This window comes from Jatrophihabitans sp. (genome assembly GCF_046262535.1).
In the GTDB taxonomy this organism is placed as follows: Bacteria; Actinomycetota; Actinomycetes; order Mycobacteriales; family Jatrophihabitantaceae; genus Jatrophihabitans.
Genome location: NZ_JBHEMO010000121.1, coordinates 1 through 21,822, shown reverse-complemented (window position 1 = coordinate 21,822; position 21,822 = coordinate 1). Strand labels below are relative to the sequence as shown.

Below are 21,822 nucleotides of genomic sequence, written 5' to 3'. Positions count from 1 at the left end.
CCGGCCGATGTAGTCGACGCTGCAGCGGGCAATGACCAGGCGCATGGCGCCAAATCTAGAGGGACCGGCGACGGCACGTGTCGCTACAGGTCGGACCGCATCATGACCACCGAGTGAATGAGCCCCTCATGCACTTCGTAGCCCACGACCACGTGCAGTTCCCCCTCCGAGAGGTGAACCTTCTCCTCATCGACCACCCAGCGGCCGGCGCGGATCCGTGTCGGCACCTGCGCGGTCAATTCCGGGTTCTGGTCGAACATGAGCTGGTACCGACGTCGTATGTCGGTGTGGCCCTGGAGCAGGACACGGCCATCGGCATGCCGGATGACGGCGTCGCGGGCGTAGCAGGAGAGGAACGCGTCGATGTCGCGAGCGTTGTAGGCGTCGAGCTGGGCCTGGACTGGGTCGGTGTACACCGGATGTTCCTCACCCTTGTGTGGCTGCGGGTTCGGTCACACGGCGACCGCCGCGACGATCGTAATCGGTCCCGGCGTGGGCAGCACGTCCGTCGTGGCGAAACCGGCTCGGCTGAGCAACCGGTCCAGGTCGGCGGCGCCGCGCTCACGGCCACAGCCCCGGAGCGCTACCCGGCGGCGGCGTCGGGGTACTTACCGGCAGGCCCACCAGGAAGAGGAGTGTTACCACCATGTCCGACGCCGAGAGCAACCCGTCGCAGGTTCCGAGCATCAGGCTCAACACCGGGGCGGCGATGCCGCGACTCGGCTTCGGCGTGTTCCAGATCCCCCCGGAGGACGTCGAGGACGTCGTCACGAGGGCCCTCGAGATCGGTTACCGGTCGATCGACACCGCCGCGATGTACGGCAATGAAGAGGGCGTCGGGCGGGCGCTGAAGGCGTCGGGTATCCCCCGGGACGAGCTGTTCGTGACCACCAAGCTGAACAATCGGCCGCACCGGGCCGGCGAGGCGGAGCGGGCGGTCGACGAGAGCCTGGCCGGGCTCGGGCTCGACTCGGTCGACCTGTACCTCATCCACTGGCCGCTGCCGGCGGCCAACCGCTACGTCGAGGTGTGGAACTCGCTGGCCAAGCTCTCCGCCGACGGCCGCCTCACGGCGATCGGCGTCTCCAACTTCCAACCGGCGCATCTCGAACGGCTCTTCGCCGAGTCCGACGTCGTGCCGGCGGTCAACCAGGTCGAGCTGCACCCCTACTTGACCCAGGAACCGCTGCGCGCCTTCCACGCCGAGCACGGGATCGCCACCGAGGCGTGGTCGCCGCTCGGGAAGGGCGGGGAGTTGCTCGAGGACCAGACGGTCACCGGCCTCGCCGAGAAGTACGGTGTCGCGCCGGCCCAGGTGGTCATCCGGTGGCACCTGCAGGTCGGCAACGTGGTGATCCCGAAGTCGGTGACGCCCGACCGGATCCGCGCGAACTTCGACGTCTTCGGCTTCGAACTCGACCCCGACGACGTGGACGCCATCAGCGGGCTCAACCGCGACGAGCGGCTCGGCCCCGACCCCGACACCTTCAACCCCTGACCCGGTAAGTGGTGGACTAGACCCATGGCAGACACACCCAGACGCGCCATCGAGCTGGAGCGCGTCGGCGAGCATCGCTTCCGGGCGACGAACGAACGGGGCGGCACGCTCGAGTTCAGCTCCACCGCAGGTCCGGACTTCACCCCGATCGAGCTGCTGCTCGTCGCCCTCGGCGGCTGCACCGCGCTGGACGTCGAACACATCACCGGCAAGCGGGCCGAGCCGGCCGGCTTCGCGGTCAGGGCCGCCGGCGATAAGATCCGCGACGCCGATGGCAACCACCTGACCAACTTGACGGTGACCTTCCGGGTCGAGTTCCCCGGCGGCGAGGCCGGCGACGCGGCGCGGGCAGTGCTGCCCGATGCCGTTCGCAAATCGCACGAGCGGCTCTGCACCGTCACCCGCACTATCGAGTTGGGGACGCCGGTGCAGGCGGTCCTGAGCTGATCAGGGCCGTAGTTCGCCGCCGAGTGCCCGCTCGAGGGTGCCATCGCTGGTGTGCGGGTCGCCATGCCGATGCACGATGCGCCACTGGCCGTCCTCGCGCCGGAAGACGGTCGTCACGCGCAGTTCGTAGACCCGCGGCGCACCGTTGACCGACGCCGCCGAATGCTCGATCGCCACGTGGTAGGCGAGATCCCCGCTGGCGCCCGCTGCGACCAATTCGTTCTCGTAGGACGTGCAATCGGAGAACGAGCGGCCCAGCCAGTCGAAGGTCGCCTCGAGCTCTGGCCAGCCCCGGCCGGTGACCGCCGCCCCGAACAGCGTCACCGGGTCCTCCCGCGACCACAGCGCCTTGCGCGGCGCCGGATCTCCGTTGTGGATGGCCGTCTCGGCCGCGACATAGGCCGGTAGCACTGCGGCCAGGAATTTTTCGGCGTCGTTCATTGCCCTCCCCCAATAGACTAGGAATCTATTCTAATAGATTTCGAGTATGATTCGCGCCATGGCAGCTGTCAAGAGGCGGACGTACCGCTCGACGATCAGGCGCGGTGACGCGCCGCAACTCATCTGCGCCGCGGCCTACCGGCTGTTCACGACCAAGGGGTACCTGGCCACGTCGATCGAGGACATCGCGGCCGAGGCCGGCGTCGCGCGACCGACCGTGTTCAGCGCCGTGGGTCCCAAGCCGGTGATCCTGCGGGCTGTAGCCGACCAGGCGAGCGCGGGTGACGCGGCGGCCGTCCCAGTGGCCGAACGCCCCTGGTGGAAGGAAGCCGTCGACGAGCCCGACCCCCGCCGCTCGCTCCGGTTGCACGCCCGCAACATGGTCAGCATTCAGCACCGCGTCGTCCCCTTGATGAAGGCCGTCGAGGCCGCCGCAGCGGTGGACGCGGACGCCGCGCGGATATGGGACCGGTATCAGGAACAACGACACGCCGGCATGACGGACTTTGTCGCCAGTTTGACCAGGAAGACGCGGCTACGAGTCGACGAACAGACCGCCATCGACACGGCCTGGTTGCTCGCGGCCGACAGCTACTGGCGGCTGGTGCGCGAACGCGAGTGGTCACTCGAGAAGTACGAGGCCTGGTTGGCCGACGTCCTGCAGCGAGTACTTCTCGAATAATCCCTGGTCGCGGGGGGTCAAAAAAGATCTGGGGCCGTGTCGAAACGCGCGTCGACCGTTCGACGAATGGGCAGATCGACCTCCGTCGGCGAGGTCGGCTCAGCCCGAGGAGCTCACCATGACCGCCACCATCAGCACCGCCATCACCAGCGCTCCCACCGCCGCCGCCTCGGCGCCGCGCCCCACCACCCGGCGCGCCGTGGCCCGCACGATCGCCGTCGCCACGCTCGTCGCCGCCGCCGCCGTCGAACTTCTCGTCGCCCTCGTCAAGTCGGCCGGCGCCGAGGTGGCCATCCAGGGAAAGCCGCTGGGCTTCGGCGGTTGCACCATCGCTCTGCTCATGTGCATGGTCCCCGCCGTCGCGGTGATCGCCGGCGTCCGCCGCTGGGCAGCGCACCCGACGCGCGCCTGGGTGCGGATCACGGTGGCCCTCACCGCCGTCTCGTTCGTGCCCGACCTGACCGTGTCGTCAACGTCGACCGGCAGTCGGCTGACGCTGATGACCGCTCACCTCGTCGCCGCCGCGATCATCGTGCCGTTGGTGGCCCGGCGGCTGCCGACTAGCCGGTGACGGCTCGGGCTCTCCCGACGTTGTCGTGGCTGTGGACGCTCAGGCCCGGGCCTGCTCGATCGCGTCGACTATCTCGCCGAGCATCTGGGTGATCTCGAAGTCCTTGGGCGTGAACACTCGCGCCACTCCGGCGGCGCGCAGCGTCGCCGCGTCGGACTCGGGGATGATGCCGCCGGCAATGACGGGCACGTCGTCGAGGCCGTTGGCCCGCAGCCCGTTCACCACGTCGGGGACGACCGACAGATGCGAGCCGGACAACACCGAGAGGCCGACCACGTCCACGTCCTCTTCCACGGCGGCGGCCACGATCTGCGCCGGCGTCAGACGGATGCCGGAGTAGACGACCTCGAAGCCCGCATCCCGCGCGCGCACCGCGATCTGCTCGGCGCCGTTCGAGTGCCCGTCCAGCCCAGGCTTGCCGACGAGGAACTTCAGCGGACGGCCCAGCTGCTCGCCGAGCGCGCGCACCCGCTGCTGGACCTCGGCCAGCGTGCCCTCGTGCCCACCGCCACTCGCGCCGGCCACGCCGGTCGGGGGGCGGTACTCGCCGAAGACCTGGCGTAGCTCGCCGGCCCACTCACCGACGGTGACACCGACTCGTGCACAGGCCAGCGACGCCTCCATCAGGTTCTCGTCGGTCTTGGCCGCATCGCGCAGCGCCGTGAGCGCCTCGTCGACGGCCGCCGCGTCCCGGCCGGCCCGCCATTCGCGGATCGCCTGCTTGGCGGCCTCCTCGACCGCCGGGTCGACGGTGAGGATTCCCCCGTCCGCGCCGCTGACGAGTGGGTTGGGCTCGGACTCGGTGTACTTGTTGACGCCGACGACGACGTCCTCGCCGGACTCCATCCGGCGGCGGCGCAGCGCCAGCGAGGACACCAGCGCGGACTTCAGATAACCCGACTCGACCGCGGCCACCGCGCCGCCCATCTCGAGGATCCGGTCGATCTCGGCCCGGGCACCGCTCGCGATGTGGGTCACCTTCGCCTCGACCACCTTCGACCCCTCGAAGAGGTCGTCGTACTCCAAGAGGTCGGACTCGAAGGCGAGCACCTGCTGCATGCGTAGCGACCACTGCTGGTCCCATGGGCGGGGCAGGCCGAGCGCCTCGTTCCACGCCGGCAGCTGGACCGCCCTGGCCCGGGCGTCCTTGGACATCGTCACGGCGAGCATCTCGAGCAGGATCCGGTAGACGTTGTTCTCGGGCTGCGCCTCGGTCAGGCCGAGCGAGTTCACCTGGACGCCATAGCGGAACCGGCGGTGCTTGGGATCCTGGACCCCGTAGCGCTCGAGCGTGATCTCGTCCCACAACCGCCCGAAGGCGCGCAGCTTGCACATCTCCTCTACGAAGCGCACGCCGGCGTTCACGAAGAAGGAGATCCGGGCGACGACCTCGCCGAACTTGTCCTCGGGGACCTGACCGGACTCCTTGACCGAGTCCAGCACCGCGATCGCCGTGCACAGGGCGAAGGCCACCTCTTGCACCGGCGTCGCGCCGGCCTCCTGAAGGTGATAGCTGCAGACGTTAATCGGGTTCCACTTGGGCACGTGCGCGACGGTGTAGGCGATCATGTCGGTGATCAGGCGCAACGACGGGGCCGGCGGGAACACGTAGGTTCCCCGCGAGAGGTACTCCTTGATGATGTCGTTCTGGGTCGTGCCGCTCAGCTTCCCGAAGTCCGCACCGTGCTCTTCGGCCACGGAGAGGTAGAGCGCCAGCAGGTACATCGCCGGCGCGTTGATCGTCATGGACGTGTTCATCTGCTCCATGGGGATGCCGTCGAACAGCGCCCGCACGTCCCCGATGTGCGAGATCGGCACGCCGACCTTGCCGACCTCGCCTCGGGCCAACTCGGCGTCGGGGTCGTAGCCGGTCTGGGTCGGCAGGTCGAAGGCGACCGAGAGGCCGGTCTGGCCCTTCGCGAGGTTGCGCCGGTAGAGCGCGTTCGACTCCGTCGCCGACGAGTGGCCGGCGTAGGTGCGCATGAGCCAGGGCTTGTCGCGGGCGTCGTCCGTGGGAAAGGGCATGCCTTCGCACCTCCAGGGGCTTCGCCGGAGTCTATTCCCGGACACGCCGGGGAACCGCGCCTCCGGAGCCCCACTGTGGCCGACTTCGCACGTCTGGCAGGCTGGCGCGGTGGCGGTTCCGACGGTGGAAGAACGCGAAATACTGACCTGGGACCTGTTCGGGACCGCAAGCCGCGAGCTCGCTCTGGAGATCCACGAGGACGGCTTCCGGCCCGACCTCGTCCTGGGTATTGCGCGGGGCGGCCTCTTCCTCGCCGGCGGCCTCGGCTACGCACTGGACGTGAAGAACCTGCACGTCATCAACGTGGAGTTCTACACGGGAGTGGACGAGCGGCTCGACATGCCGGTCATGCTGCCGCCGGTTCCCGAGCCCGTCGACCTCACCGGCGCGCGGGTCCTGATCGCCGACGACGTGGCCGACACCGGTGCCACCCTCGCACTGGTGAAGGACTACTGCAGCCGGCACGTGGCCGAGGTGCGCTGCGCCGTGGTGTACGAGAAGTCGAAGAGCGTCGTCCGCTGCGAGTACGTCTGGCGGCGCACCGACCGGTGGATCGACTTCCCCTGGTCGGCCGCGGGACCGGTCACCGGCGCGGCCAACCGGGACGCGTGAACACCGGCGTGCGGGCGGACGGGGGCTTCGTCTTCCGCTCCGAGTGGTCGCAGCTACCGGCCGCGCCCGAACGGGTCTACGCCGTGTTGGCCGCGGTCGAGGACTATCCCCGGTGGTGGCCCCAGGTGCGCCGCGCCCGGCGGTTGGACGAGACGTCCGGCGAGCTGACCTGCCGCAGCCTGTTGCCCTACGACCTCGTCTTCGTCATGTATCAGGAGCTGGAGGATCCCGCCCGCCTCGTCCTCCGCGCCCGGATGACCGGCGATCTCAACGGCACGAGCCAGTGGACGATCGCCGCCGACGGCGACGGCGCCCGCGCGGTCTTCGACGAGGACGTCAGTGTCGGCTCGGGCCTGCTCCGGGCCGCCGGCCGGCTGTTCCGTCCCGCCTTGAAGTTCAACCACGACCGGATGATGCGAGCGGGTGAGACGGGCCTGCGAGCCCACCTGCTCTCGGGGGCATGATGGCCTTGTGGGCAACGACCCGTCGGCCGCTCTCGTCGCGCTGGGCGCCGTACTGCTGCTGATCCTGGTGCTGCGCTGGGTGTTCCGCCCGTCGCGGCCCCGCATCGGCGCGCGGGTCGTCGACGCGGCCGAATCTCCCGACCTGGGGCTTCTCACCGTGATCGTGTCCGGCGTCGACCGAGCGGAGGCCATGCGCCTGCGGGCCGTGTTGGGCGACGCCGGGATCCGCTCGTCGATGTCGAAGCGCCGGGACGCCACCCTGGACGTGCTGGTCTTCTCCGGCGACGCCCGAACAGCCCGAATCCTGCTGGGCGCCTGAGCGACCGATTCCATTTCCGCTCGGGGACCGCATAGGGTCCCTTGGTGACTTCTCCCTTCCGCCACTCCGGCGACGAGTTCACGCCGGCCCAATGGGGCCGCGCCTGGCTCGTTCACCTGTTCACGACGCTCGGCATCGTCGCGGCCATGCTCGCGTTGCGCGACGTGCTCGTGGGCAAGCCGGCGCACGCCATCTTCTGGCTGCTGTTCACCCTGCTCATCGACGGCGTGGACGGGCCGATCGCGCGGGCGCTCGAGGTGGAGCGGCGGGTTCCGCTGATCGACGGCTTCATGCTCGACCTGATCATCGACTACGTGACCTGCGTCATCGTTCCGGCCTGCTTCATGTACCAGTTCAAGGTCGTCCCGCAGAGCAACTGGGGCATCGCCGTCCTCTGCGTCATGGTCTTCACGTCGGCCATCTGGTTCGCCCGCAAGGACATGATGAGCGAGGACAACTGGTTCCGCGGCTTCCCGGCCGCCTGGAATCTTGTCGCGCCGATCATGTTCCTGCTAGACGCCCGCACCAGCATCGGAGCCGTCATCACCCTCGTGCTCTCCGTGCTGTGCTTGAGCAACATGCCGTTTCCGCACATCGCCCGGGCGAGATACCTGCAGCCCTACACGATCGTCGGAGCGGTCTTCCTCATCGGCGGCGTGTCCGTCGGCATGTTCGTCTACCCGCACCACTACTACTTCGTCCGCATCCTGATCGACATCGGCTGCGCGTACTTCCTCGTGCTCGCGGCGATCAGAGCGGTCCACGACCGACGGGCGCGCGAGCTCACCCGGCCGCGTCCGCCGGCGGCCGAGGCGAAGGCGTCAGCCCCCGAAAGTCGCTGACTCGACCCGTTCGACGTCGGCGCCGAGACTGCGCAGCTGCTCCTCGAAGCGGACGTAGCCGCGATCGATGTGGTGGATCTCGGCCACCTCTGTCGTTCCGTCGGCGACCAGCCCGGCGATCACGAGGCCGACGCCGGCCCGGATATCGGTAGCCCGCACCGGCGCGCTGGACAGTCGCTCCCGCCCGCGGACCACGGCGTGGTGGCCGTCGGTGCGCACGTCGGCGCCCATGCGCGCGATCTCGTCGCAGAACATGAACCGGGCCTCGAACAGGTTCTCGGTGATCATCGCCGTGCCGTCGGCAACCGACAAGGCCGCGATGGCCTGCGGCTGGAGGTCGGTCGCGAGACCGGGATACGGCAACGTGACGACGTCGAAGCTCTTGGGACGGCGGTCCATGACCACCCGGAATCCGTCGGCCGTGACCTCGACGTCACCGCCGGCCTGCGCCACCTTGTCGAGAGCGATTTCCAGGTGCCCGGCGTTGGCGCCGCGCACCGTGATGTCCCCCCGGGTGGCGAGCGCGGCCAGCGCCCAGGTGCCGGCCACGATCCGGTCGGCGACCGCATCGTGGCTGGTCGGCCGGAGTCCCTCGACGCCGGTGACCTCGAGCGTGGACGTGCCGATGCCCTCGATCTGCGCGCCCATCGCCACAAGCATGCGGCAGAGGTCGACGATCTCCGGTTCGCGGGCCGCGTTGTCGATCACCGTGGTGCCCTTGGCGAGCACCGCGGCGGTCATGATGTTCTCGGTGGCCCCGACGCTCGGGAAGTCCAGCCAGATGGACGCACCGTGCAGGTCGGAGGCCTCGGCGACGACGTAGCCGTGCTCGGTGCGGATGTCGGCGCCCATGCGGGACAGTCCGGCGAAGTGCATGTCGAGCGGCCGGGATCCGATGGCGTCGCCGCCGGGGAGTGCCACCTTGGCCTGACCGGTTCGGGCCAGCAGCGGCCCGAGCACGCAGATCGACCCGCGGATGCGGCGCACCAGTTCGTACGGCGCTTCCGGGTTCAACTCGGCCGGCGTGCTGATCGTCACCCGGTCGGTGGAGTCCTGTGTGGATTCGGTCACCGCGCAGCCCAACCGCTCGAGTAGCTCGCGCATGATCGCGACGTCGGAGATCGCCGGCAGATTGCCGATCGTGGTGTCGCCGGGGGCCAGCAGCGCTGCCGCCATCAGCTTCAGCACGCTGTTCTTCGCACCGACGACGTCCACGCTGCCGGCCAATCGCGCGCCGCCTGTCACTCTGAGCACCTGCACCGAATCAGGCTACCGTCGTCGAATGGCGATACATCTAACGCGGATTTATACGAAGACCGGGGACGACGGGACAACCGCCCTCGGTGACATGTCCCGGGTGCACAAGACCGATCCAAGGGTGGGCGCCTACGCCGACTGCGACGAGACGAACGCGTCCATCGGTGTCGCGATAGCACTGGGCCAGCTGCCGGACCGGGTTGTGCGCGTGCTCGAGGCGATCCAGAACGACCTGTTCGACCTGGGCGCCGATCTGTGCACGCCGGTCGTGCCCGACCCGCAGTACCCGCCATTGCGCGTCGACGCCGGCTACGTCGAGCGGCTCGAGCAGTGGTGCGACGAATTCAACGCCGACCTGGCCAAGCTCGACAGCTTCATCCTGCCCGGCGGCACGCCGGGTGCGGCCCTGCTGCACCAGTCACGCACGCTCGCCCGGCGCGCCGAGCGCAGCGCCTGGGCGCTCTACGAGGCCGACCCGGAGCATACCAACCGGGCGGCGATGCTCTACCTGAACCGGCTCTCCGATCTGCTGTTCATCCTCAGCCGGGTCGCCAACCCCGGCGGCGACGTGCTGTGGCGGCCCGGCGGCGAGCGCGGGTGACCCTGCAGTTCACCTATCCCCCGGTCCTCGTCCTGATGGGCGTGTCCGGCTGCGGCAAGTCGACGGTCGGCGGGGTCCTGGCCGGGCGCCTCGGCTGGGAAATGGGCGAGGGCGACGACCTGCACCCCGCCGCCAATGTGGCCAGGATGGCGGCGGGCCACCCGCTCACCGACGACGACCGCTGGCCCTGGCTGGCCCTCGTCCGGGGCTGGATCGACGAGCACATCCAGGCCGGTCAGCCCGGCGTCATCACGTGCTCGGCGCTGAAGCGGTCCTACCGGGACGTCCTGCGCAACGAGCACGTCGTCTTCGTGTACCTGACCGGCACGCGTGATCAGCTCCTTGCCCGGCTGGCCGCGCGGCACGGCCACTTCATGCCCGTGTTACTTCTCGACTCTCAGCTGGCCGCCGTCGAGCCGCCCGGCCCCGACGAACAGGTCCTGCAGATCGACATCGGCCCCAGCCCCTCGGTCCAAGCGGCGACGATCGTGGACAAGCTGGCCCTCGACTGACCCGAGGAGGGGGGCGTGGACTCCGGCGGGTTCAGAGCGGCGCGGAGGATTCCAGCCAAGAGACGAAGCCGGTGAAGGCGCTCTCGCCGATCGCGAACGCGACCGTCTCGCCGTCGGCGCGGCACTCGATCACCACCGCCGTGGACGGGAGGGACCCCCGCTCCGACTCGAGCGGCGCCCGCCGGCCGAGGACCTGAACGTGGCCGCGGCGCAGCACCCGGGTGGGATGGGTCCCCACCCCCAGCGCCCGGTAGAACCGCAGCTCACCACCGCGGTAGCGGCCGATGCCGTAGAGCCACCGGTTGCCGCGCTGCATGGCCAGCGGCACCGCCCCGGTCGTCCGCAGCATGTAGCGCTGCCGGGCCAGGATCGCGGCGAACAACACCGCAATGACGACAGCCGTGCACACCACGATGACGTCGACGGTGTGCACGGCTGGCGGCAGTCCGGCTTTGGGTCAGACCTGTTCGCCGGCCGCGCGTAACCGGGTCAGCGCCCGGTTGCGGGCCGCTTCGGCCTCCGGTCCGTCGTCGTCATCGCTGCGGCTGAGCACCTCGCGGGCACGGGCGACGTCAATGTCCTCGGCCAGCTCGGCCTGTTCGGCGAGCACCGACACGTCACCGTCCTTGTGCACGGACAGGAAACCGCCGTGCACGGCGACGTGCAGCTCCTCGCCGCTCTCCTGGACGATCCGCACCGGATAGCCGGGCTCGAGCGCACCCAGCAGCGGCGTGTGCCCGGGCAGGATGCCGAGCTCGCCCTCCGTGGTGCGGCCGAAGACCGCCGTGGCGTCGCCGGACCAGATCGAGGACTCGATCGAGACCAGCTCCACATGCATCGAAGCCACTGATTACCCTCTCCCGCGCCGGCCGTGCACTAGGCGTTCTTCAGTTCGTTGGCCTTGCGCTCGAGGTCTTCGAGCCCGCCACACATGAAGAAGGCCTGCTCGGGGTAGTCGTCGAAGTCGCCGGCGGCGAGCCGCTTGAACGATTCGACGGTCTCCTCGACCGGCACGAACGAGCCGGGGATGCCGGTGAACTGCTCGGCCACGAAGGTGTTCTGGGACAGGAACCGCTCGATGCGCCGCGCCCGGCCGACGATGACCTTGTCCTCTTCGGAGAGCTCGTCGATGCCGAGGATCGCGATGATGTCCTGCAGCTCGTTGTAGCGCTGCAGGATCTGCTTCGTGCGCTGGGCGACGTCGTAGTGCTCCTGGCCGATGTACTGGGCGTCCAGGATGCGCGACGTCGAGTCCAGCGGGTCCACCGCGGGGTAGATGCCCTTCTCCGAGATCGGCCGCGAGAGCACGGTCGTCGCGTCGAGGTGGGCGAACGTGGTGTGCGGCGCCGGGTCGGTGATGTCGTCGGCGGGCACGTAGATCGCCTGCATCGAGGTGATGGAGTGACCGCGGGTCGAGGTGATCCGCTCCTGCAGCTGGCCCATCTCGTCGGCCAGGGTCGGCTGGTAACCCACCGCGGACGGCATGCGGCCGAGCAGCGTCGACACCTCCGAACCGGCCTGGGTGAACCGGAAGATGTTGTCGATGAACAGCAGTACGTCCTGCTTCTGGACGTCGCGGAAGTACTCGGCCATGGTCAGGGCCGACAGGGCGACCCGCAGGCGGGTGCCCGGCGGCTCGTCCATCTGGCCGAAGACGAGCGCGGTCTTCTCGATGACACCGGACTCGGTCATCTCGGCGATGAGGTCGTTGCCTTCACGGGTGCGCTCGCCGACCCCGGCGAACACCGACACACCACCGAAGTTCTCGGCGACGCGGTAGATCATCTCCTGGATGAGCACCGTCTTGCCCACGCCGGCGCCGCCGAAGAGGCCGATCTTGCCGCCGACCACGTAGGGCGTCAGCAGGTCGATGACCTTGATGCCGGTCGCGAACATCTCGGTCTTGCTCTCGAGCTGGTCGAACGGAGGCGGGTCCCGGTGGATCGGCCAGCGCTCCTTGATGTCCAGATCGGAGGCCTTGACGTCGAGCGGCTCACCGAGGGCGTTGAAGACGTGGCCCTTGGTCACGTCGCCGACCGGCACGGTGATCGGGGAACCGGTGTCGAAAACCTCGGCTCCGCGAACGAGGCCGTCGGTCGGCTGCAACGCGATCGCGCGGACCATGTCGTCGCCGATGTGCTGTGAGACCTCAAGAGTGAGCGTCTTCGAGAGCTCGCCCAGCTCGATCTCGGTGGTCAGTGCCTGGTTCAGCTCGGGGATGGTGTTGCGCGCGAACTCCACGTCGACCACCGGCCCGATCACCCGGACGACACGCCCCGTGGCGCTGCGCCGGGGGGTGGTCTGCTTGCTCTCGTCTACCGCGGTCATTTACTCGCTCCCTGCTGCGGCGAGAGCGTCGGCGCCGCCGACGATCTCGCTGATCTCCTGGGTGATCTCGGCCTGACGTGCTTGGTTCGCCAGCCGGGTGTAGGTCTTGATCAGATCTGTTGCGTTGTCGCTCGCCGACTTCATCGCCCGCCGGCGCGCCGCGGACTCCGACGCCGCCGACTCCAGCAGCGCGGAGAAGATCCGCGAGCTGATGTAGCGCGGTAGCAAGGCGGCGATGAGTTCGGCCGGCTCCGGCTCGAACTCGATCAACGCCTGGGATTCTTCCTTATCGTCTTGATCCGACTCGGCATCGTCGTCTTCGCCTCCGGCGGCGTCGTCGTCGGAACCCTTCACTGGAGACACGCGCACCGCCGTCGGCGTCTGGGTCACCGAGTTCACGAACTTGGTGTAGACGACCCACAATTCGTCGATGCCGGGCTTGCCGTCGTTGCCCTCGCCCTGGTCGACCTGCCCCTCAGATGTTGCTTCGAGGGCCGCGACAACCGCGTCGGTGGCGCCTCGTGCGTCGGCGAAGTTCGGCTGCTCGGAGAACCCGGTCCAGGAACCGGCCAACGAGATGTTGCGGAAGTTGAAGTAGGCCGCGCCTTTACGACCGATGACGTACCGGTCGACCTCTTTGCCTTCGTCGCTCAGCCGGCTGGCGAGTTCGTTCGCGGCCTTGAGGACGTTGGCGTTGTAGCCACCGGCCAGACCGCGGTCACTCGTGATCAGCAGGATGCCCGCCCGCCGCGGTTCCTCGACGCCGGTGAGCATCGGGTGCGACAACGTGTTGTCGCCACCGATCTCTTTCAGCGCCGCGCTGAGCTCCTTGGCGTAGGGCAGCGCGTTGTTGCGCCGCGCCTGCGCCTTGGCGATCCGCGAGGCGGCGATGAGTTCCATCGCCTTGGTGATCTTCTTCGTCGACTGGACGGACCGAATCCGCCGTCTGTAGACGCGAAGCTGGGCACCCACAGCTACTCGGACTTCTGGGTCGGCTGGAACTGCTTGTTGAAGTCGGTCACCAGCTGGTCGAGCCGGGCGGCGAGGTCGTCGTCGAACGACTTCGCGGCCGCGAGTTCGTCGAAGAGGCCCTCCGCGTTGTGGGCGATGTAGTCGAGCAGCTCGGTCTCATAGCGGCGCACGTCACCGACCTCGATGTCGTCGAGCTTGCCGTTCGTACCGGCCCAGATCGAGACGATCTCGCGGCCGACCGGGAAGGGCGAGGCGGCCGGCTGCTTGAGCAGCTCGACCAGTCGGGCGCCGCGTGCCAGCTGCTGCTGGCTGGCCTTGTCGAGGTCGGAACCGAAGGCGGCGAACGCCTCGAGCTCGCGGTACTGGGCCAGGTCGACCCGCAGGCGGCCGGCGACGGCCCGCATCGCCTTGGGCTGGGCCGACCCGCCGACGCGGGACACCGAGATACCGACGTTGATCGCCGGCCGGACACCGGCGTTGAACAGGTCGGTCTCCAGGAAGCACTGGCCGTCGGTGATCGAGATGACGTTGGTCGGGATGTAGGCCGACACGTCGTTGCCCTTGGTCTCGATGATCGGCAGGCCGGTCATCGAGCCGCCGCCGAGGTCGTCGGACAGCTTGGCGCAACGCTCGAGCAGCCGGCTGTGCAAGTAGAAGACGTCGCCCGGGTAGGCCTCGCGGCCCGGCGGCCGCCGCAGGAGCAGCGACACCGTGCGGTAGGCCTCGGCCTGCTTGCTCAGGTCGTCGAAGACGATGAGGACGTGCATGCCCTGGTACATCCAGTGCTGACCGATGGCCGAACCGGTGTAGGGCGCCAGGTACTTGAAGCCGGCCGAGTCCGACGCCGGCGCGGCGACGATCGTCGTGTACTCGAGGGCATCGGCGGCGTCGAGCGTGTCGCGGGCCGCGGCGATGGTCGAGCCCTTCTGCCCAATGGCGACGTAGATGCAGCGGACCTGCTTGGCCGGGTCGCCGGTCTTCCAGTTGTCGCGCTGGTTGATGATCGCGTCGAGGCAGACCGTCGACTTGCCGGTCTGCCGGTCGCCGATGATCAGCTGGCGCTGCCCGCGGCCGATCGCCGTCATGGCGTCGATCGCCTTGATGCCGGTCAGCAGCGGCTCGCGGACCTCCTGGCGCTGAACAACCGTGGGCGCCTGCAGCTCGAGTGCGCGGCGCTCGTCGGACTCGATCTCGCCGTTGCCGTCGATCGGGTTGCCGAGTGCGTCGACCACGCGGCCGAGGTAGGCGTCGCCGACCGGGACCGAGAGGATCTCGCCCGTCCGCTTGACCTGCTGACCCTCTTCGATCTTGGAGGCGTCGCCGAGGATGACGACGCCGATGTCGCGGACGTCGAGGTTCAGCGCGATCCCCAGCGTGCCGCCCTCGAACTCGAGCAGCTCGTTGGTCATCGCGCTGGGTAGGCCCTCGACCCGGGCGATGCCGTCACCCGTCTCGGCGACCACACCGACTTCCTGGCGCGTCGCGTCGGGCGAATAGTTCTGGACGTAGCCCTCGATCGCGCTACGGACCTCATCAGCGGAGATCGTCAGCTCTGCCATGAACGTTTCCTCTTGTCTCGTCGTGTTTCGGAAGTCTGTCGGAGGTGAGTGGTGGTCGTGGGTCAGCCGGCGAGCGCCGCGCGGGCCTCGGCGAAGCGGGTGGCGACGCTGCCGTCGATGACCTCGTCGCCGACGCGCACGACCAATCCGCCGCGCACGTCCGGGTCGATCGCCGTGCGGACGCTGATCGGTCGCCGGTAGAGCGCGGTGAGCGCGGCCGCGAGCCGCAGCTGCTGGGCGTTGGAGAGCGGCACCGCGCTCAGCACGCGAGCCACCGACCGCTCCTGCCGCTCGGCCGCCTTTTCGAGCAGGTCATCGATCGCGAGGGTGATGCTGCGCTTGCGCTGGCTGGCGACCGCGTGTCGCAGGAGTTGCAAGGTGATGGGCGAGACCTTCGCCTGGACGAGCGTGTTGAGCAGCGCCTGCCGCCGCTCGGTGTCGACGGCGTACGCGTCCAGCAGACCGGCGACCTCACCCTCGCCCTGCAGGATCCGCTCGAACCGGAACAGCTCGTCCTCGATCTCGGCGACCGAACCGGCCTTCTCCGCGGCGGCGAACAGGGCGTCGTCGCCGGCCCCCTCGATCGCGTCGGCGAGATCCCACGGTGTGGACCATCGCAGGCTGACCGCGGCGCGGCACAGCTGCAGCGTCTGCTTCGACACCTGGCTGCCGATCAGCTGCTCGATCAGCTGGGCCCGGGACTCCTCGGGTGCGGCCGGGTCGCCGAGGGTTCGGCGCAGCCGGGGCTGCGCGGCGAGCAGGTTGGCCACCGAGTAGAGCTCGTCGGCGATGTCGACGAGGTGCCCGGCTTCGGTCTTCGCCCGGAAACCGCCGGGGTTGTCGAAGACGGCGTTCTCCTGCTCACGCAGAGTCTCCTGCGCCTGGCGACTCGCCGACCGCAGATTGCTCATGCGTTCTCCGCCTTGTCCTTGCTCTCGAGGCCGGCAAGGAAGGCGTCGACGGTGGACGAGACCTGGGCCTCGTCGGAGAGGCGCTGGCTGACGATCTTCTCCGACAGCTCGACGGCCAGGGTCCCGATCTCGCTGCGCAGTTCGCGCACGATCGCCGAGCGCTGGCTGGCCAGCTGCTCCTCGCCGCGGGCGACGATGCGGGCCTGCTCCTCCTGAGCCTGGGTGCGCAGCTCCTCGACGGTCCGCTGGGCCTCGGCCCGGGCGTTCTCGCGGATCTGTGCCGCCTCGGTGCGGGCCTCGTGCAGCGCGTTCTGGTAGGCGCGCTCCGCCTCGGCCAGCTTGGTCTTGGCCTCTTCGCTGTCCTCGACCTGCTTGCGGATCAGCTCCTGCCGCTCGTGCATCGCCTTCTGGATCGGCGGCAACACGTATCGGCCGAGCACCCCCAGGATGATGAGGAAGGCGATCAGCTCCGCGATGAACGTGGCATCAGGCACCAGAAAGTTGCCCGACGCGACGACGTGGTTTCCCATGGCGGGAGATCCTTACTTTCGGTTACTTCGCGAGGACGAAGACGAACAACACCGCGAAGGCGAGGTTGATGAAGTACATCGCCTCGACCAGGCCGACCGTCAGGAAGAACAGGGTCTGCAGGCGGCTCTGGGCCTCCGGCTGACGGGCGACGCCCGAAATCAGCGAGCTACCGGCGAGACCGTCACCGATCGCCGCACCGACGGCGCCGCCGCCGAGCGCGAGTCCGCCGCCGATGAAGCCACCGGCCAATTCGATCGACTTGGTGGTTACGTTGACTGCCATTTTCTCCTCTATTCCTGAATGTGAAGCTGTGATCGATATGCCGAAGGGAAGTCGGACCAGATCAGTGCGCGCCCTCCTCGGCCGGCCTGACCGAACTGAAGTACAGAATCGTCAGCAGCGCGAAGATGAATGCTTGGATGAGCCCGATGAACATCTCGAACAGCTTCCAGATGACGTCCGGCGCCCAGAGGATCCACGCGGGGAAGAGCGCGATCAACGAAACCATGATCGTTCCCGAGAAGATGTTGCCGAAGAGTCGCAGGGCCAGCGTGACCGGCCGGACGATCTCCTCGATGAGGTTGATCGGCAGCATCACCACACTCGGCGTTATCAGGTGGTGGTAGTAGCCGCGCAGGCCCTTCTTGCGGACGCCGGTCACGTGCATCATCACGATCACGAGTAGCGCCAGCGGGTAAGTGAGGTTGACGTCGGACGCGGGTGGCGGCAGCACCTCGGCGCCGCCTCCGTGGATGACGGGCAGGACCGAGAGCCAGTTGGCGATGAGGATGAACAGGAACAGCGCCATCGCCAGCGGCACGACGAACGGGGCGGTCTTGATGCCCATCGTGTCCTCGACCTGCTGCTCGACCTGTTCGGTGACCGTCTCGAAGAACAACTGACCGTTGCTCGGCTTGCGGGCGTTCACCTTGCGGCGGACCCACAGGCCCAACACGATGATGATCGCCCCGGCGACGAGGGTGCTGATGATCGTGTCCCCGTGCAGCTTTACGCCGAAGAGGTCCCACTCGATGTGCTCGCCGACCTTGACGTTGACGGCGACGTTCTGCGCGCTCACTTGTGCGTTCACCAATCCACTCAGGAGGTCGGCCGGAGGGAGCGGAAGACCGGCACGGCGGCGCCGACCAGCATGAGGACCTGGAAGACGGCCAGACCGACGAAGACGCCGAGGCCGTCGGGCTGGACGAGGAAGCCGAACCCGATGGCGACGAGCGTGATCGCACCGAGGCGGGCCATCACGCCGCGGCGGAACCGCTTGCGGTCGATGCCTTCGTCGCCGGCGTAGCTGAGCACCGACTTCTGCAGCAGGCGGTTGTTGACCGCGCCGAGGGCGAGGCCGACGGCGCCGAAGACACCCATCAACGGATGGCCGGCGAGGGACAGCACGACGATGGCGACGACACCGAGAACGGCGCCGACGACCACCGATCTGCGCAGGTTGGCAGCGGCGGACACCGGGGTGTACATGACCGGTTCCACTGTGTGCTCCAGCTCCACTTGGCTCAACTTCTGAGGTACTTGCGAAATTCGATGACGGTGTAGCTGACGGCCCCGATGATGCCGAGGAGCAGTCCCACGAGGATGAATACCGGTGTTGTACCCGCGAGCGAATCGACCAACCAGCCGAGGGCGAACCCGGCGACCAGCTGTGCTGCGATGACCGCTCCCATGCCCAGCAGGGCTGACCAGTTGAGTGACCGGTCGGGTTCTGCGGACATCGCCGAGCACCTAGTCGGTGGGTGCGGTCAACGGACCGATATCGCTCACGGGCGTGCTCCTTGACTGTGGGTCATTGCGGCCACGATCCTCGCCGCCGGCACGGAATACGGACCGGCGACCGCGCGGGCCGACGTTGAGTCCACGTGCGCCAGAAGGCGATGGCTACAGACTACCTGTGACTCTGAGGCCCAGCTGAACCGGGTCGGCCGCGGCCCGCGTCCGCCCTGGACGTCATACCCCCGCGGATGTCCGGGTCCGCGCCCGCGTGCGCATGCCCGGCACGACCGAGACCAGGATGCCCACCGCCGCCAGCGAGCACAGCGTCCCGATGACGAACCACTCCCCGCGGTCGTAGGACAGCCCGACGCCGGCGAAGGCGAGCAGCGCCGACCAGAAATACAGCAGGAGCACGGCCCGCCGGTGGCTGTGCCCGAGCTCCAGCAGCCGGTGGTGCAGGTGCTGCTTGTCGGGCGCGAACGGCGAGCGTCCCCTCGCCACGCGACGGATGACGGCGAGCAACAGGTCGACGAACGGCAGGGCCAGCACGGCGACCGGTATCAGCAAGGGCAGCGCCAGCGGCAGCGAGCCGAGTGCGCCGTTGAAGGCCTGCGGGTCGGCCGAGGTGGTGGCCGACGTGGCGGCCGCGGACAGGATCAGTCCGACGACCATCGACCCCGAGTCCCCCATGAAGATCCGCGCCGGCCAGAAGTTGTGCGGCAGGAAGCCCGCGCAGGTGCCCGCCAGGGCCGCCGCCAGCAGCGTGGGCGAGGCCGTCACGTCGGTGAAGTGGTCCTGCGCAAGATGGTAGGAGAACACGAAGAAGGCGCTGGCGGCGATAACCGTCACGCCCGCGGCGAGCCCGTCCAATCCGTCGATGAAGTTCATCGCGTTGATCGTCAGCAACGCCAGGACGATGGTCACGGGGATGGCGAGGTCGCGGCCGAGGCTCACGGTCGTGCTCCCGAACGGGAAGTACGCCAGCTGCACGCCACCCAGTGTCACCATCAGCCCGGTGGCCAGGACCTGGCCGGCCAGCTTGGTCAGGGAGTCCAGCTCGTACTTGTCATCGAGGATGCCGACGCCACAGATGACGGCGGCGGAGATGACGACCCACATCATGTCCGGGCCGTTCTCGAAGGAGCGGTGCAGGCTGGGCAGCCGCGACGCGACGAACAGAGCCAGCGAGAAGCCGATGAACAGGGCCACGCCGCCCATCCGCGGAATGGCGACGGCGTGCACGTCACGGTCGCGGGGCATCGCCAGCGCCTTCGACCGGATCGCGACCCGGCGGGCGACCGGCGTGAGCAGGAAGGTCACCGCCGCGGCCACGCAAGCGACGAGCAGGTACTCGAGGCTCGGATGGGTGGTCACGGTGCGGCCCCCCCGACGATGTCCGGGACGACCTCGCGCAGGGTGTCGGCGTCGAGGGCTCCCAGCCGCAGGATCTGCGGCCGGCCGCCGGTGACGTCCACGATGGTCGAGGCGACACCGCCGCGCACCTGACCGTCCTCGAGGTAGACGGCCACGTCGTCGCCGAGCTGGGCCCGCGCCTCGGCCGCAGTCTGCGCGGCCGGCTGCCCGTGCCGGTTGGCGCTGGACACGGCCATCGGCCCGGTCTCCTCGAGCAGCTCGATGGCGACAGGGTGCAGCGGCATCCGCACCGCAACCGTTCCGCCGGAATCCCCCAGGTCCCAGCTCAACGACGGCGCGTGATTCACGACCAGCGTCAGGCCGCCGGGCCAGAACGCCTCGATGAGGTCGCGGGTCCGCGAGTCGACAACGCTGACCAGCCCGTCGATCGTGGTCCACGACCCGACCAGCACGGGCACCGGCATGTCCCGGCCGCGGCCCTTGACCCGGAGCAGGTCGGCGACGGCGGTGCTGTCGAAGGCGTCGGCGCCCAGGCCGTAGACGGTGTCGGTGGGCAGGACGACCAGTTCTCCGTTCGACACCGCGAAGGCGGCCGAGCGGATCGCGTCCACCCGGACGTCCGGATCGCCGCACTCGAAGAAGAGGGCCACGGTCCACATAGTGCCCCACGGACATGTGCGGCCGGGCGCCGGTCAGCGCCGATTGGCCACGGCGAATCGGGGCGAACCGACGAGATCGGATCGGTCGCTGATCTGGTCCCACCGGCCGTCTGCTCGCAGGAGATCGGGCACCGCGTGCGCGTGCGTGTCGTCGTGCTCGATCGCCAGCATCCCGCCCGGGCGCAGCAGCTCGGCGGCCCGGGCGATCACCGCCGGGATGACGGCCAGTCCGTCCGCGCCCGCGAACACGGCGGAGTCGGGGTCGAAACTCACTTCGGCCGCGACCTCCACCGAGCGCGGAACGTAAGGCGGGTTCGACACGACGGCATGCACCTGGCCCCGGAGATTTCCGAGCAGCTGGGGATCGGCGACGTCGGCGGTGACGACCTCGACGCCGGTGCCGGCCGCGTTCCGCTCGAGCCATGCGATGGCCGACCCCGCCTGCTCGACCGCGAACACGCGGGCGGCCGGCAGCTCGTCGGCGAGGGACAGCGCAAGCGCCCCGCTGCCGGCACACAGATCGACCACGACGGGCGACGCCACGGCTCGCAGCCCGGGCAGGACCGCGTCCACCAGCAGCTCGGTCTCCGGCCGCGGGATGAAGACGCCCGGCCCGACGGCGAGCTCGATGTGCCGGAACGGAGCCGTCCCGACGATGTACTGCAGGGGCTCGCGGTGCAGCCGGCGGTCGAGGACGGTCTCGAAGTCGGCTCGCGCGGTCGCATCGGGCGCGTCGGCGAGCACCAGCTGCGAGCGCGGCACGCCCAGCACGGCGGCGAGCAGCAGCTCCGCGTCGACCCGGGGTGACGGGACGCCGGCGGCGGCCAGCCGGGCTGCGGCCTGGGCCAGCAGCGGCCCGGTCAGCTCTGTTCCCCCGCCAGAAGAGCCTCGGTGTCGGCGTGCTGCAGGGCGGCGATGACGTCGTCCAGCGCACCGTCGAGCACCTGGTCGAGGTTGTAGGCCTTGAACCCCACGCGGTGGTCGCTGATCCGGTTCTCGGCGAAGTTGTAGGTGCGCACCCGCTCGGACCGGTCGACCGTGCGGACCTGGGAGCGACGGGCGTCGGACGCGGCGGCGTCGGCCGACTCTTGGGCCGCGGCCAGCAGCCGGGCGCGCAGCACCCGCATCCCGGCTTCCCGGTTCTGCAGCTGGCTCTTCTCGTTCTGCATGCTGACGACGGTGCCCGTCGGCACGTGCGTGATCCGCACGGCCGAGTCGGTCGTATTGACGCTCTGCCCGCCCGGCCCGGACGAGCGGTACACGTCGATGCGCAGGTCGTTCGGGTCGATCTCGACCTCGACGTCGTCGGCCTCGGGCAGCACGACGACGCCGGCCGCTGACGTGTGGATGCGGCCCTGCGATTCGGTCGCCGGCACCCGCTGGACGCGGTGCACGCCACCTTCGTACTTCAGCTTGGCCCAGACCGGTTGATCGGGCTTGCGGGCGCGGACGGCGATGGTGACCGACTTCTTGCCGCCG

At 69.0% G+C, this 21,822-nt stretch carries 29 protein-coding genes; 10 read left to right on the top strand and 19 right to left on the bottom strand.

The window, feature by feature from the left end; translation table 11 throughout:
* Nucleotides 1-83: 83 nt before the first annotated feature.
* Nucleotides 84-416 (bottom strand): nuclear transport factor 2 family protein, encoded by a 333-nt coding sequence (locus ABR571_RS16445; protein ID WP_409454288.1) that lies wholly within the window; start codon nucleotides 414-416, stop codon nucleotides 84-86.
* A gap of 230 nt (nucleotides 417-646) precedes the next feature.
* On the opposite strand from ABR571_RS16445, the gene ABR571_RS16440 reads away from it, so the two are divergent.
* Nucleotides 647-1,498 (top strand): aldo/keto reductase, encoded by an 852-nt coding sequence (locus ABR571_RS16440; RefSeq protein WP_409454287.1) that lies wholly within the window; start codon nucleotides 647-649, stop codon nucleotides 1,496-1,498.
* A gap of 24 nt (nucleotides 1,499-1,522) precedes the next feature.
* Nucleotides 1,523-1,945: an OsmC family protein gene (locus tag ABR571_RS16435; RefSeq protein WP_409454286.1), complete on the top strand. Its 423-nt coding sequence runs from the start codon at nucleotides 1,523-1,525 to the stop codon at nucleotides 1,943-1,945.
* Here the strand turns inward: ABR571_RS16435 and ABR571_RS16430 are convergent, their stop codons facing one another.
* Nucleotides 1,946-2,386 carry a YybH family protein gene (locus tag ABR571_RS16430; protein ID WP_409454285.1) on the bottom strand — a complete coding sequence of 147 codons (441 nt, stop codon included), beginning with the start codon at nucleotides 2,384-2,386 and terminating at the stop codon, nucleotides 1,946-1,948.
* A gap of 58 nt (nucleotides 2,387-2,444) precedes the next feature.
* Here ABR571_RS16430 and ABR571_RS16425 point away from each other — a divergent pair, with 58 nt between their 5' ends.
* Nucleotides 2,445-3,068, top strand: a complete 624-nt coding sequence (locus ABR571_RS16425) for a TetR/AcrR family transcriptional regulator (protein WP_409454284.1) — start codon at nucleotides 2,445-2,447, stop codon at nucleotides 3,066-3,068.
* A 118-nt stretch (nucleotides 3,069-3,186) separates the two neighbouring features.
* Nucleotides 3,187-3,639 carry a DUF6069 family protein gene (locus ABR571_RS16420; RefSeq protein WP_409454283.1) on the top strand — a complete coding sequence of 151 codons (453 nt, stop codon included), beginning with the start codon at nucleotides 3,187-3,189 and terminating at the stop codon, nucleotides 3,637-3,639.
* Between the two features lie 39 nt (nucleotides 3,640-3,678).
* Here ABR571_RS16420 and ABR571_RS16415 read toward each other — a convergent pair whose 3' ends face one another.
* Nucleotides 3,679-5,664, bottom strand: coding sequence for a protein meaA (locus ABR571_RS16415; protein WP_409454282.1), 1,986 nt, complete (start codon nucleotides 5,662-5,664; stop codon nucleotides 3,679-3,681).
* Between the two features lie 124 nt (nucleotides 5,665-5,788).
* Here ABR571_RS16415 and ABR571_RS16410 point away from each other — a divergent pair, with 124 nt between their 5' ends.
* The 4 genes from ABR571_RS16410 to ABR571_RS16395 are packed head-to-tail and all read left to right on the top strand — an operon-like array spanning nucleotide 5,789 to nucleotide 7,902.
* Complete coding sequence (locus ABR571_RS16410; protein ID WP_409454291.1) at nucleotides 5,789-6,277, top strand: phosphoribosyltransferase; 489 nt, start codon at nucleotides 5,789-5,791, stop codon at nucleotides 6,275-6,277.
* Nucleotides 6,274-6,741, top strand: a complete 468-nt coding sequence (locus tag ABR571_RS16405) for an SRPBCC family protein (RefSeq protein ID WP_409454281.1) — start codon at nucleotides 6,274-6,276, stop codon at nucleotides 6,739-6,741. The genes ABR571_RS16410 and ABR571_RS16405 overlap by 4 nt, the downstream gene beginning before the upstream one ends.
* Before the next feature lie 7 nt (nucleotides 6,742-6,748).
* The gene (locus ABR571_RS16400; RefSeq protein WP_409454280.1) at nucleotides 6,749-7,060 is read left to right on the top strand and encodes a hypothetical protein; all 312 of its coding nucleotides are present in this window, start codon (nucleotides 6,749-6,751) and stop codon (nucleotides 7,058-7,060) included.
* A 44-nt stretch (nucleotides 7,061-7,104) separates the two neighbouring features.
* Nucleotides 7,105-7,902: a CDP-alcohol phosphatidyltransferase family protein gene (locus ABR571_RS16395; protein ID WP_409454279.1), complete on the top strand. Its 798-nt coding sequence runs from the start codon at nucleotides 7,105-7,107 to the stop codon at nucleotides 7,900-7,902.
* Here ABR571_RS16395 and murA read toward each other — a convergent pair.
* On the bottom strand, nucleotides 7,882-9,162 hold the full coding sequence (gene murA, locus ABR571_RS16390) for a UDP-N-acetylglucosamine 1-carboxyvinyltransferase (protein WP_409454278.1): 1,281 nt from the start codon (nucleotides 9,160-9,162) through the stop codon (nucleotides 7,882-7,884). The two genes, ABR571_RS16395 and murA, sit on opposite strands and share 21 nt — an antisense overlap.
* A gap of 22 nt (nucleotides 9,163-9,184) precedes the next feature.
* Here murA and ABR571_RS16385 point away from each other — a divergent pair, with 22 nt between their 5' ends.
* Both ABR571_RS16385 and ABR571_RS16380 read left to right on the top strand, forming a co-directional pair.
* A complete protein-coding gene (locus tag ABR571_RS16385) occupies nucleotides 9,185-9,760 on the top strand; it encodes a cob(I)yrinic acid a,c-diamide adenosyltransferase (protein ID WP_409454277.1) in 576 nt (191 codons plus the stop codon).
* 35 nt (nucleotides 9,761-9,795) lie between these two features.
* Complete coding sequence (locus tag ABR571_RS16380; protein ID WP_409454290.1) at nucleotides 9,796-10,272, top strand: gluconokinase; 477 nt, start codon at nucleotides 9,796-9,798, stop codon at nucleotides 10,270-10,272.
* A gap of 31 nt (nucleotides 10,273-10,303) precedes the next feature.
* On the opposite strand, the gene ABR571_RS16375 is transcribed toward ABR571_RS16380, so the two are convergent.
* The 15 genes from ABR571_RS16375 to ABR571_RS16305 all read right to left on the bottom strand — a co-directional run.
* Nucleotides 10,304-10,705: a DUF2550 domain-containing protein gene (locus ABR571_RS16375; protein ID WP_409454276.1), complete on the bottom strand. Its 402-nt coding sequence runs from the start codon at nucleotides 10,703-10,705 to the stop codon at nucleotides 10,304-10,306.
* 24 nt (nucleotides 10,706-10,729) lie between these two features.
* On the bottom strand, nucleotides 10,730-11,119 hold the full coding sequence (locus ABR571_RS16370; protein WP_409454275.1) for a F0F1 ATP synthase subunit epsilon: 390 nt from the start codon (nucleotides 11,117-11,119) through the stop codon (nucleotides 10,730-10,732).
* Nucleotides 11,120-11,148: 29 nt separating this feature from the next.
* Nucleotides 11,149-12,600 (bottom strand): F0F1 ATP synthase subunit beta, encoded by a 1,452-nt coding sequence (gene atpD / locus ABR571_RS16365; protein WP_409454274.1) that lies wholly within the window; start codon nucleotides 12,598-12,600, stop codon nucleotides 11,149-11,151.
* Nucleotides 12,601-13,572: a F0F1 ATP synthase subunit gamma gene (locus ABR571_RS16360; RefSeq protein WP_409454273.1), complete on the bottom strand. Its 972-nt coding sequence runs from the start codon at nucleotides 13,570-13,572 to the stop codon at nucleotides 12,601-12,603.
* 2 nt (nucleotides 13,573-13,574) lie between these two features.
* Entirely contained in the window at nucleotides 13,575-15,131 is a 1,557-nt protein-coding gene (atpA, locus tag ABR571_RS16355; RefSeq protein WP_409454272.1) for a F0F1 ATP synthase subunit alpha, read from the bottom strand.
* A gap of 62 nt (nucleotides 15,132-15,193) precedes the next feature.
* Nucleotides 15,194-16,042, bottom strand: a complete 849-nt coding sequence (locus tag ABR571_RS16350) for a F0F1 ATP synthase subunit delta (protein ID WP_409454271.1) — start codon at nucleotides 16,040-16,042, stop codon at nucleotides 15,194-15,196.
* Nucleotides 16,039-16,572 carry a F0F1 ATP synthase subunit B gene (locus tag ABR571_RS16345; RefSeq protein WP_409454270.1) on the bottom strand — a complete coding sequence of 178 codons (534 nt, stop codon included), beginning with the start codon at nucleotides 16,570-16,572 and terminating at the stop codon, nucleotides 16,039-16,041. The genes ABR571_RS16350 and ABR571_RS16345 overlap by 4 nt, the downstream gene beginning before the upstream one ends.
* A gap of 22 nt (nucleotides 16,573-16,594) precedes the next feature.
* Nucleotides 16,595-16,855, bottom strand: a complete 261-nt coding sequence (locus ABR571_RS16340; protein WP_409454269.1) for a F0F1 ATP synthase subunit C — start codon at nucleotides 16,853-16,855, stop codon at nucleotides 16,595-16,597.
* A 61-nt stretch (nucleotides 16,856-16,916) separates the two neighbouring features.
* A complete protein-coding gene (gene atpB, locus ABR571_RS16335) occupies nucleotides 16,917-17,651 on the bottom strand; it encodes a F0F1 ATP synthase subunit A (protein ID WP_409454268.1) in 735 nt (244 codons plus the stop codon).
* Nucleotides 17,652-17,671: 20 nt separating this feature from the next.
* The gene (locus tag ABR571_RS16330; RefSeq protein ID WP_409454267.1) at nucleotides 17,672-18,091 is read right to left on the bottom strand and encodes a hypothetical protein; all 420 of its coding nucleotides are present in this window, start codon (nucleotides 18,089-18,091) and stop codon (nucleotides 17,672-17,674) included.
* A gap of 5 nt (nucleotides 18,092-18,096) precedes the next feature.
* Entirely contained in the window at nucleotides 18,097-18,312 is a 216-nt protein-coding gene (locus ABR571_RS16325; protein ID WP_409454266.1) for an AtpZ/AtpI family protein, read from the bottom strand.
* A 232-nt stretch (nucleotides 18,313-18,544) separates the two neighbouring features.
* Complete coding sequence (locus tag ABR571_RS16320; RefSeq protein ID WP_409454265.1) at nucleotides 18,545-19,684, bottom strand: glycosyltransferase family 4 protein; 1,140 nt, start codon at nucleotides 19,682-19,684, stop codon at nucleotides 18,545-18,547.
* Entirely contained in the window at nucleotides 19,681-20,334 is a 654-nt protein-coding gene (locus tag ABR571_RS16315) for an L-threonylcarbamoyladenylate synthase (RefSeq protein ID WP_409454264.1), read from the bottom strand. Before ABR571_RS16315 ends, ABR571_RS16320 begins: the two co-directional genes overlap by 4 nt.
* Before the next feature lie 42 nt (nucleotides 20,335-20,376).
* Entirely contained in the window at nucleotides 20,377-21,195 is an 819-nt protein-coding gene (gene prmC / locus ABR571_RS16310) for a peptide chain release factor N(5)-glutamine methyltransferase (protein ID WP_409454289.1), read from the bottom strand.
* Between the two features lie 8 nt (nucleotides 21,196-21,203).
* Nucleotides 21,204-21,822, bottom strand: a 619-nt coding sequence (locus tag ABR571_RS16305; RefSeq protein WP_409454263.1) for a peptide chain release factor-like protein, incomplete at its 5' end; no start/stop codon positions are given.

Bases quoted from the DNA above. Each gene is read 5' to 3' on its own strand.
- ABR571_RS16440 (WP_409454287.1), top strand. From the start codon at position 647: ATGTCCGACGCCGAGAGCAACCCGTCGCAGGTTCCGAGCATCAGGCTC.
- ABR571_RS16435 (WP_409454286.1), top strand. From the start codon at position 1,523: ATGGCAGACACACCCAGACGCGCCATCGAGCTGGAGCGCGTCGGCGAG.
- ABR571_RS16430 (WP_409454285.1), bottom strand. From the start codon at position 2,386: ATGAACGACGCCGAAAAATTCCTGGCCGCAGTGCTACCGGCCTATGTC.
- ABR571_RS16425 (WP_409454284.1), top strand. From the start codon at position 2,445: ATGGCAGCTGTCAAGAGGCGGACGTACCGCTCGACGATCAGGCGCGGT.
- ABR571_RS16420 (WP_409454283.1), top strand. From the start codon at position 3,187: ATGACCGCCACCATCAGCACCGCCATCACCAGCGCTCCCACCGCCGCC.
- ABR571_RS16415 (WP_409454282.1), bottom strand. From the start codon at position 5,664: ATGCCCTTTCCCACGGACGACGCCCGCGACAAGCCCTGGCTCATGCGC.
- ABR571_RS16385 (WP_409454277.1), top strand. From the start codon at position 9,185: ATGGCGATACATCTAACGCGGATTTATACGAAGACCGGGGACGACGGG.
- ABR571_RS16380 (WP_409454290.1), top strand. From the start codon at position 9,796: ATGGGCGTGTCCGGCTGCGGCAAGTCGACGGTCGGCGGGGTCCTGGCC.
- atpD (WP_409454274.1), bottom strand. From the start codon at position 12,600: ATGACCGCGGTAGACGAGAGCAAGCAGACCACCCCCCGGCGCAGCGCC.
- atpA (WP_409454272.1), bottom strand. From the start codon at position 15,131: ATGGCAGAGCTGACGATCTCCGCTGATGAGGTCCGTAGCGCGATCGAG.
- ABR571_RS16350 (WP_409454271.1), bottom strand. From the start codon at position 16,042: ATGAGCAATCTGCGGTCGGCGAGTCGCCAGGCGCAGGAGACTCTGCGT.
- ABR571_RS16345 (WP_409454270.1), bottom strand. From the start codon at position 16,572: ATGGGAAACCACGTCGTCGCGTCGGGCAACTTTCTGGTGCCTGATGCC.
- ABR571_RS16340 (WP_409454269.1), bottom strand. From the start codon at position 16,855: ATGGCAGTCAACGTAACCACCAAGTCGATCGAATTGGCCGGTGGCTTC.
- ABR571_RS16325 (WP_409454266.1), bottom strand. From the start codon at position 18,312: ATGTCCGCAGAACCCGACCGGTCACTCAACTGGTCAGCCCTGCTGGGC.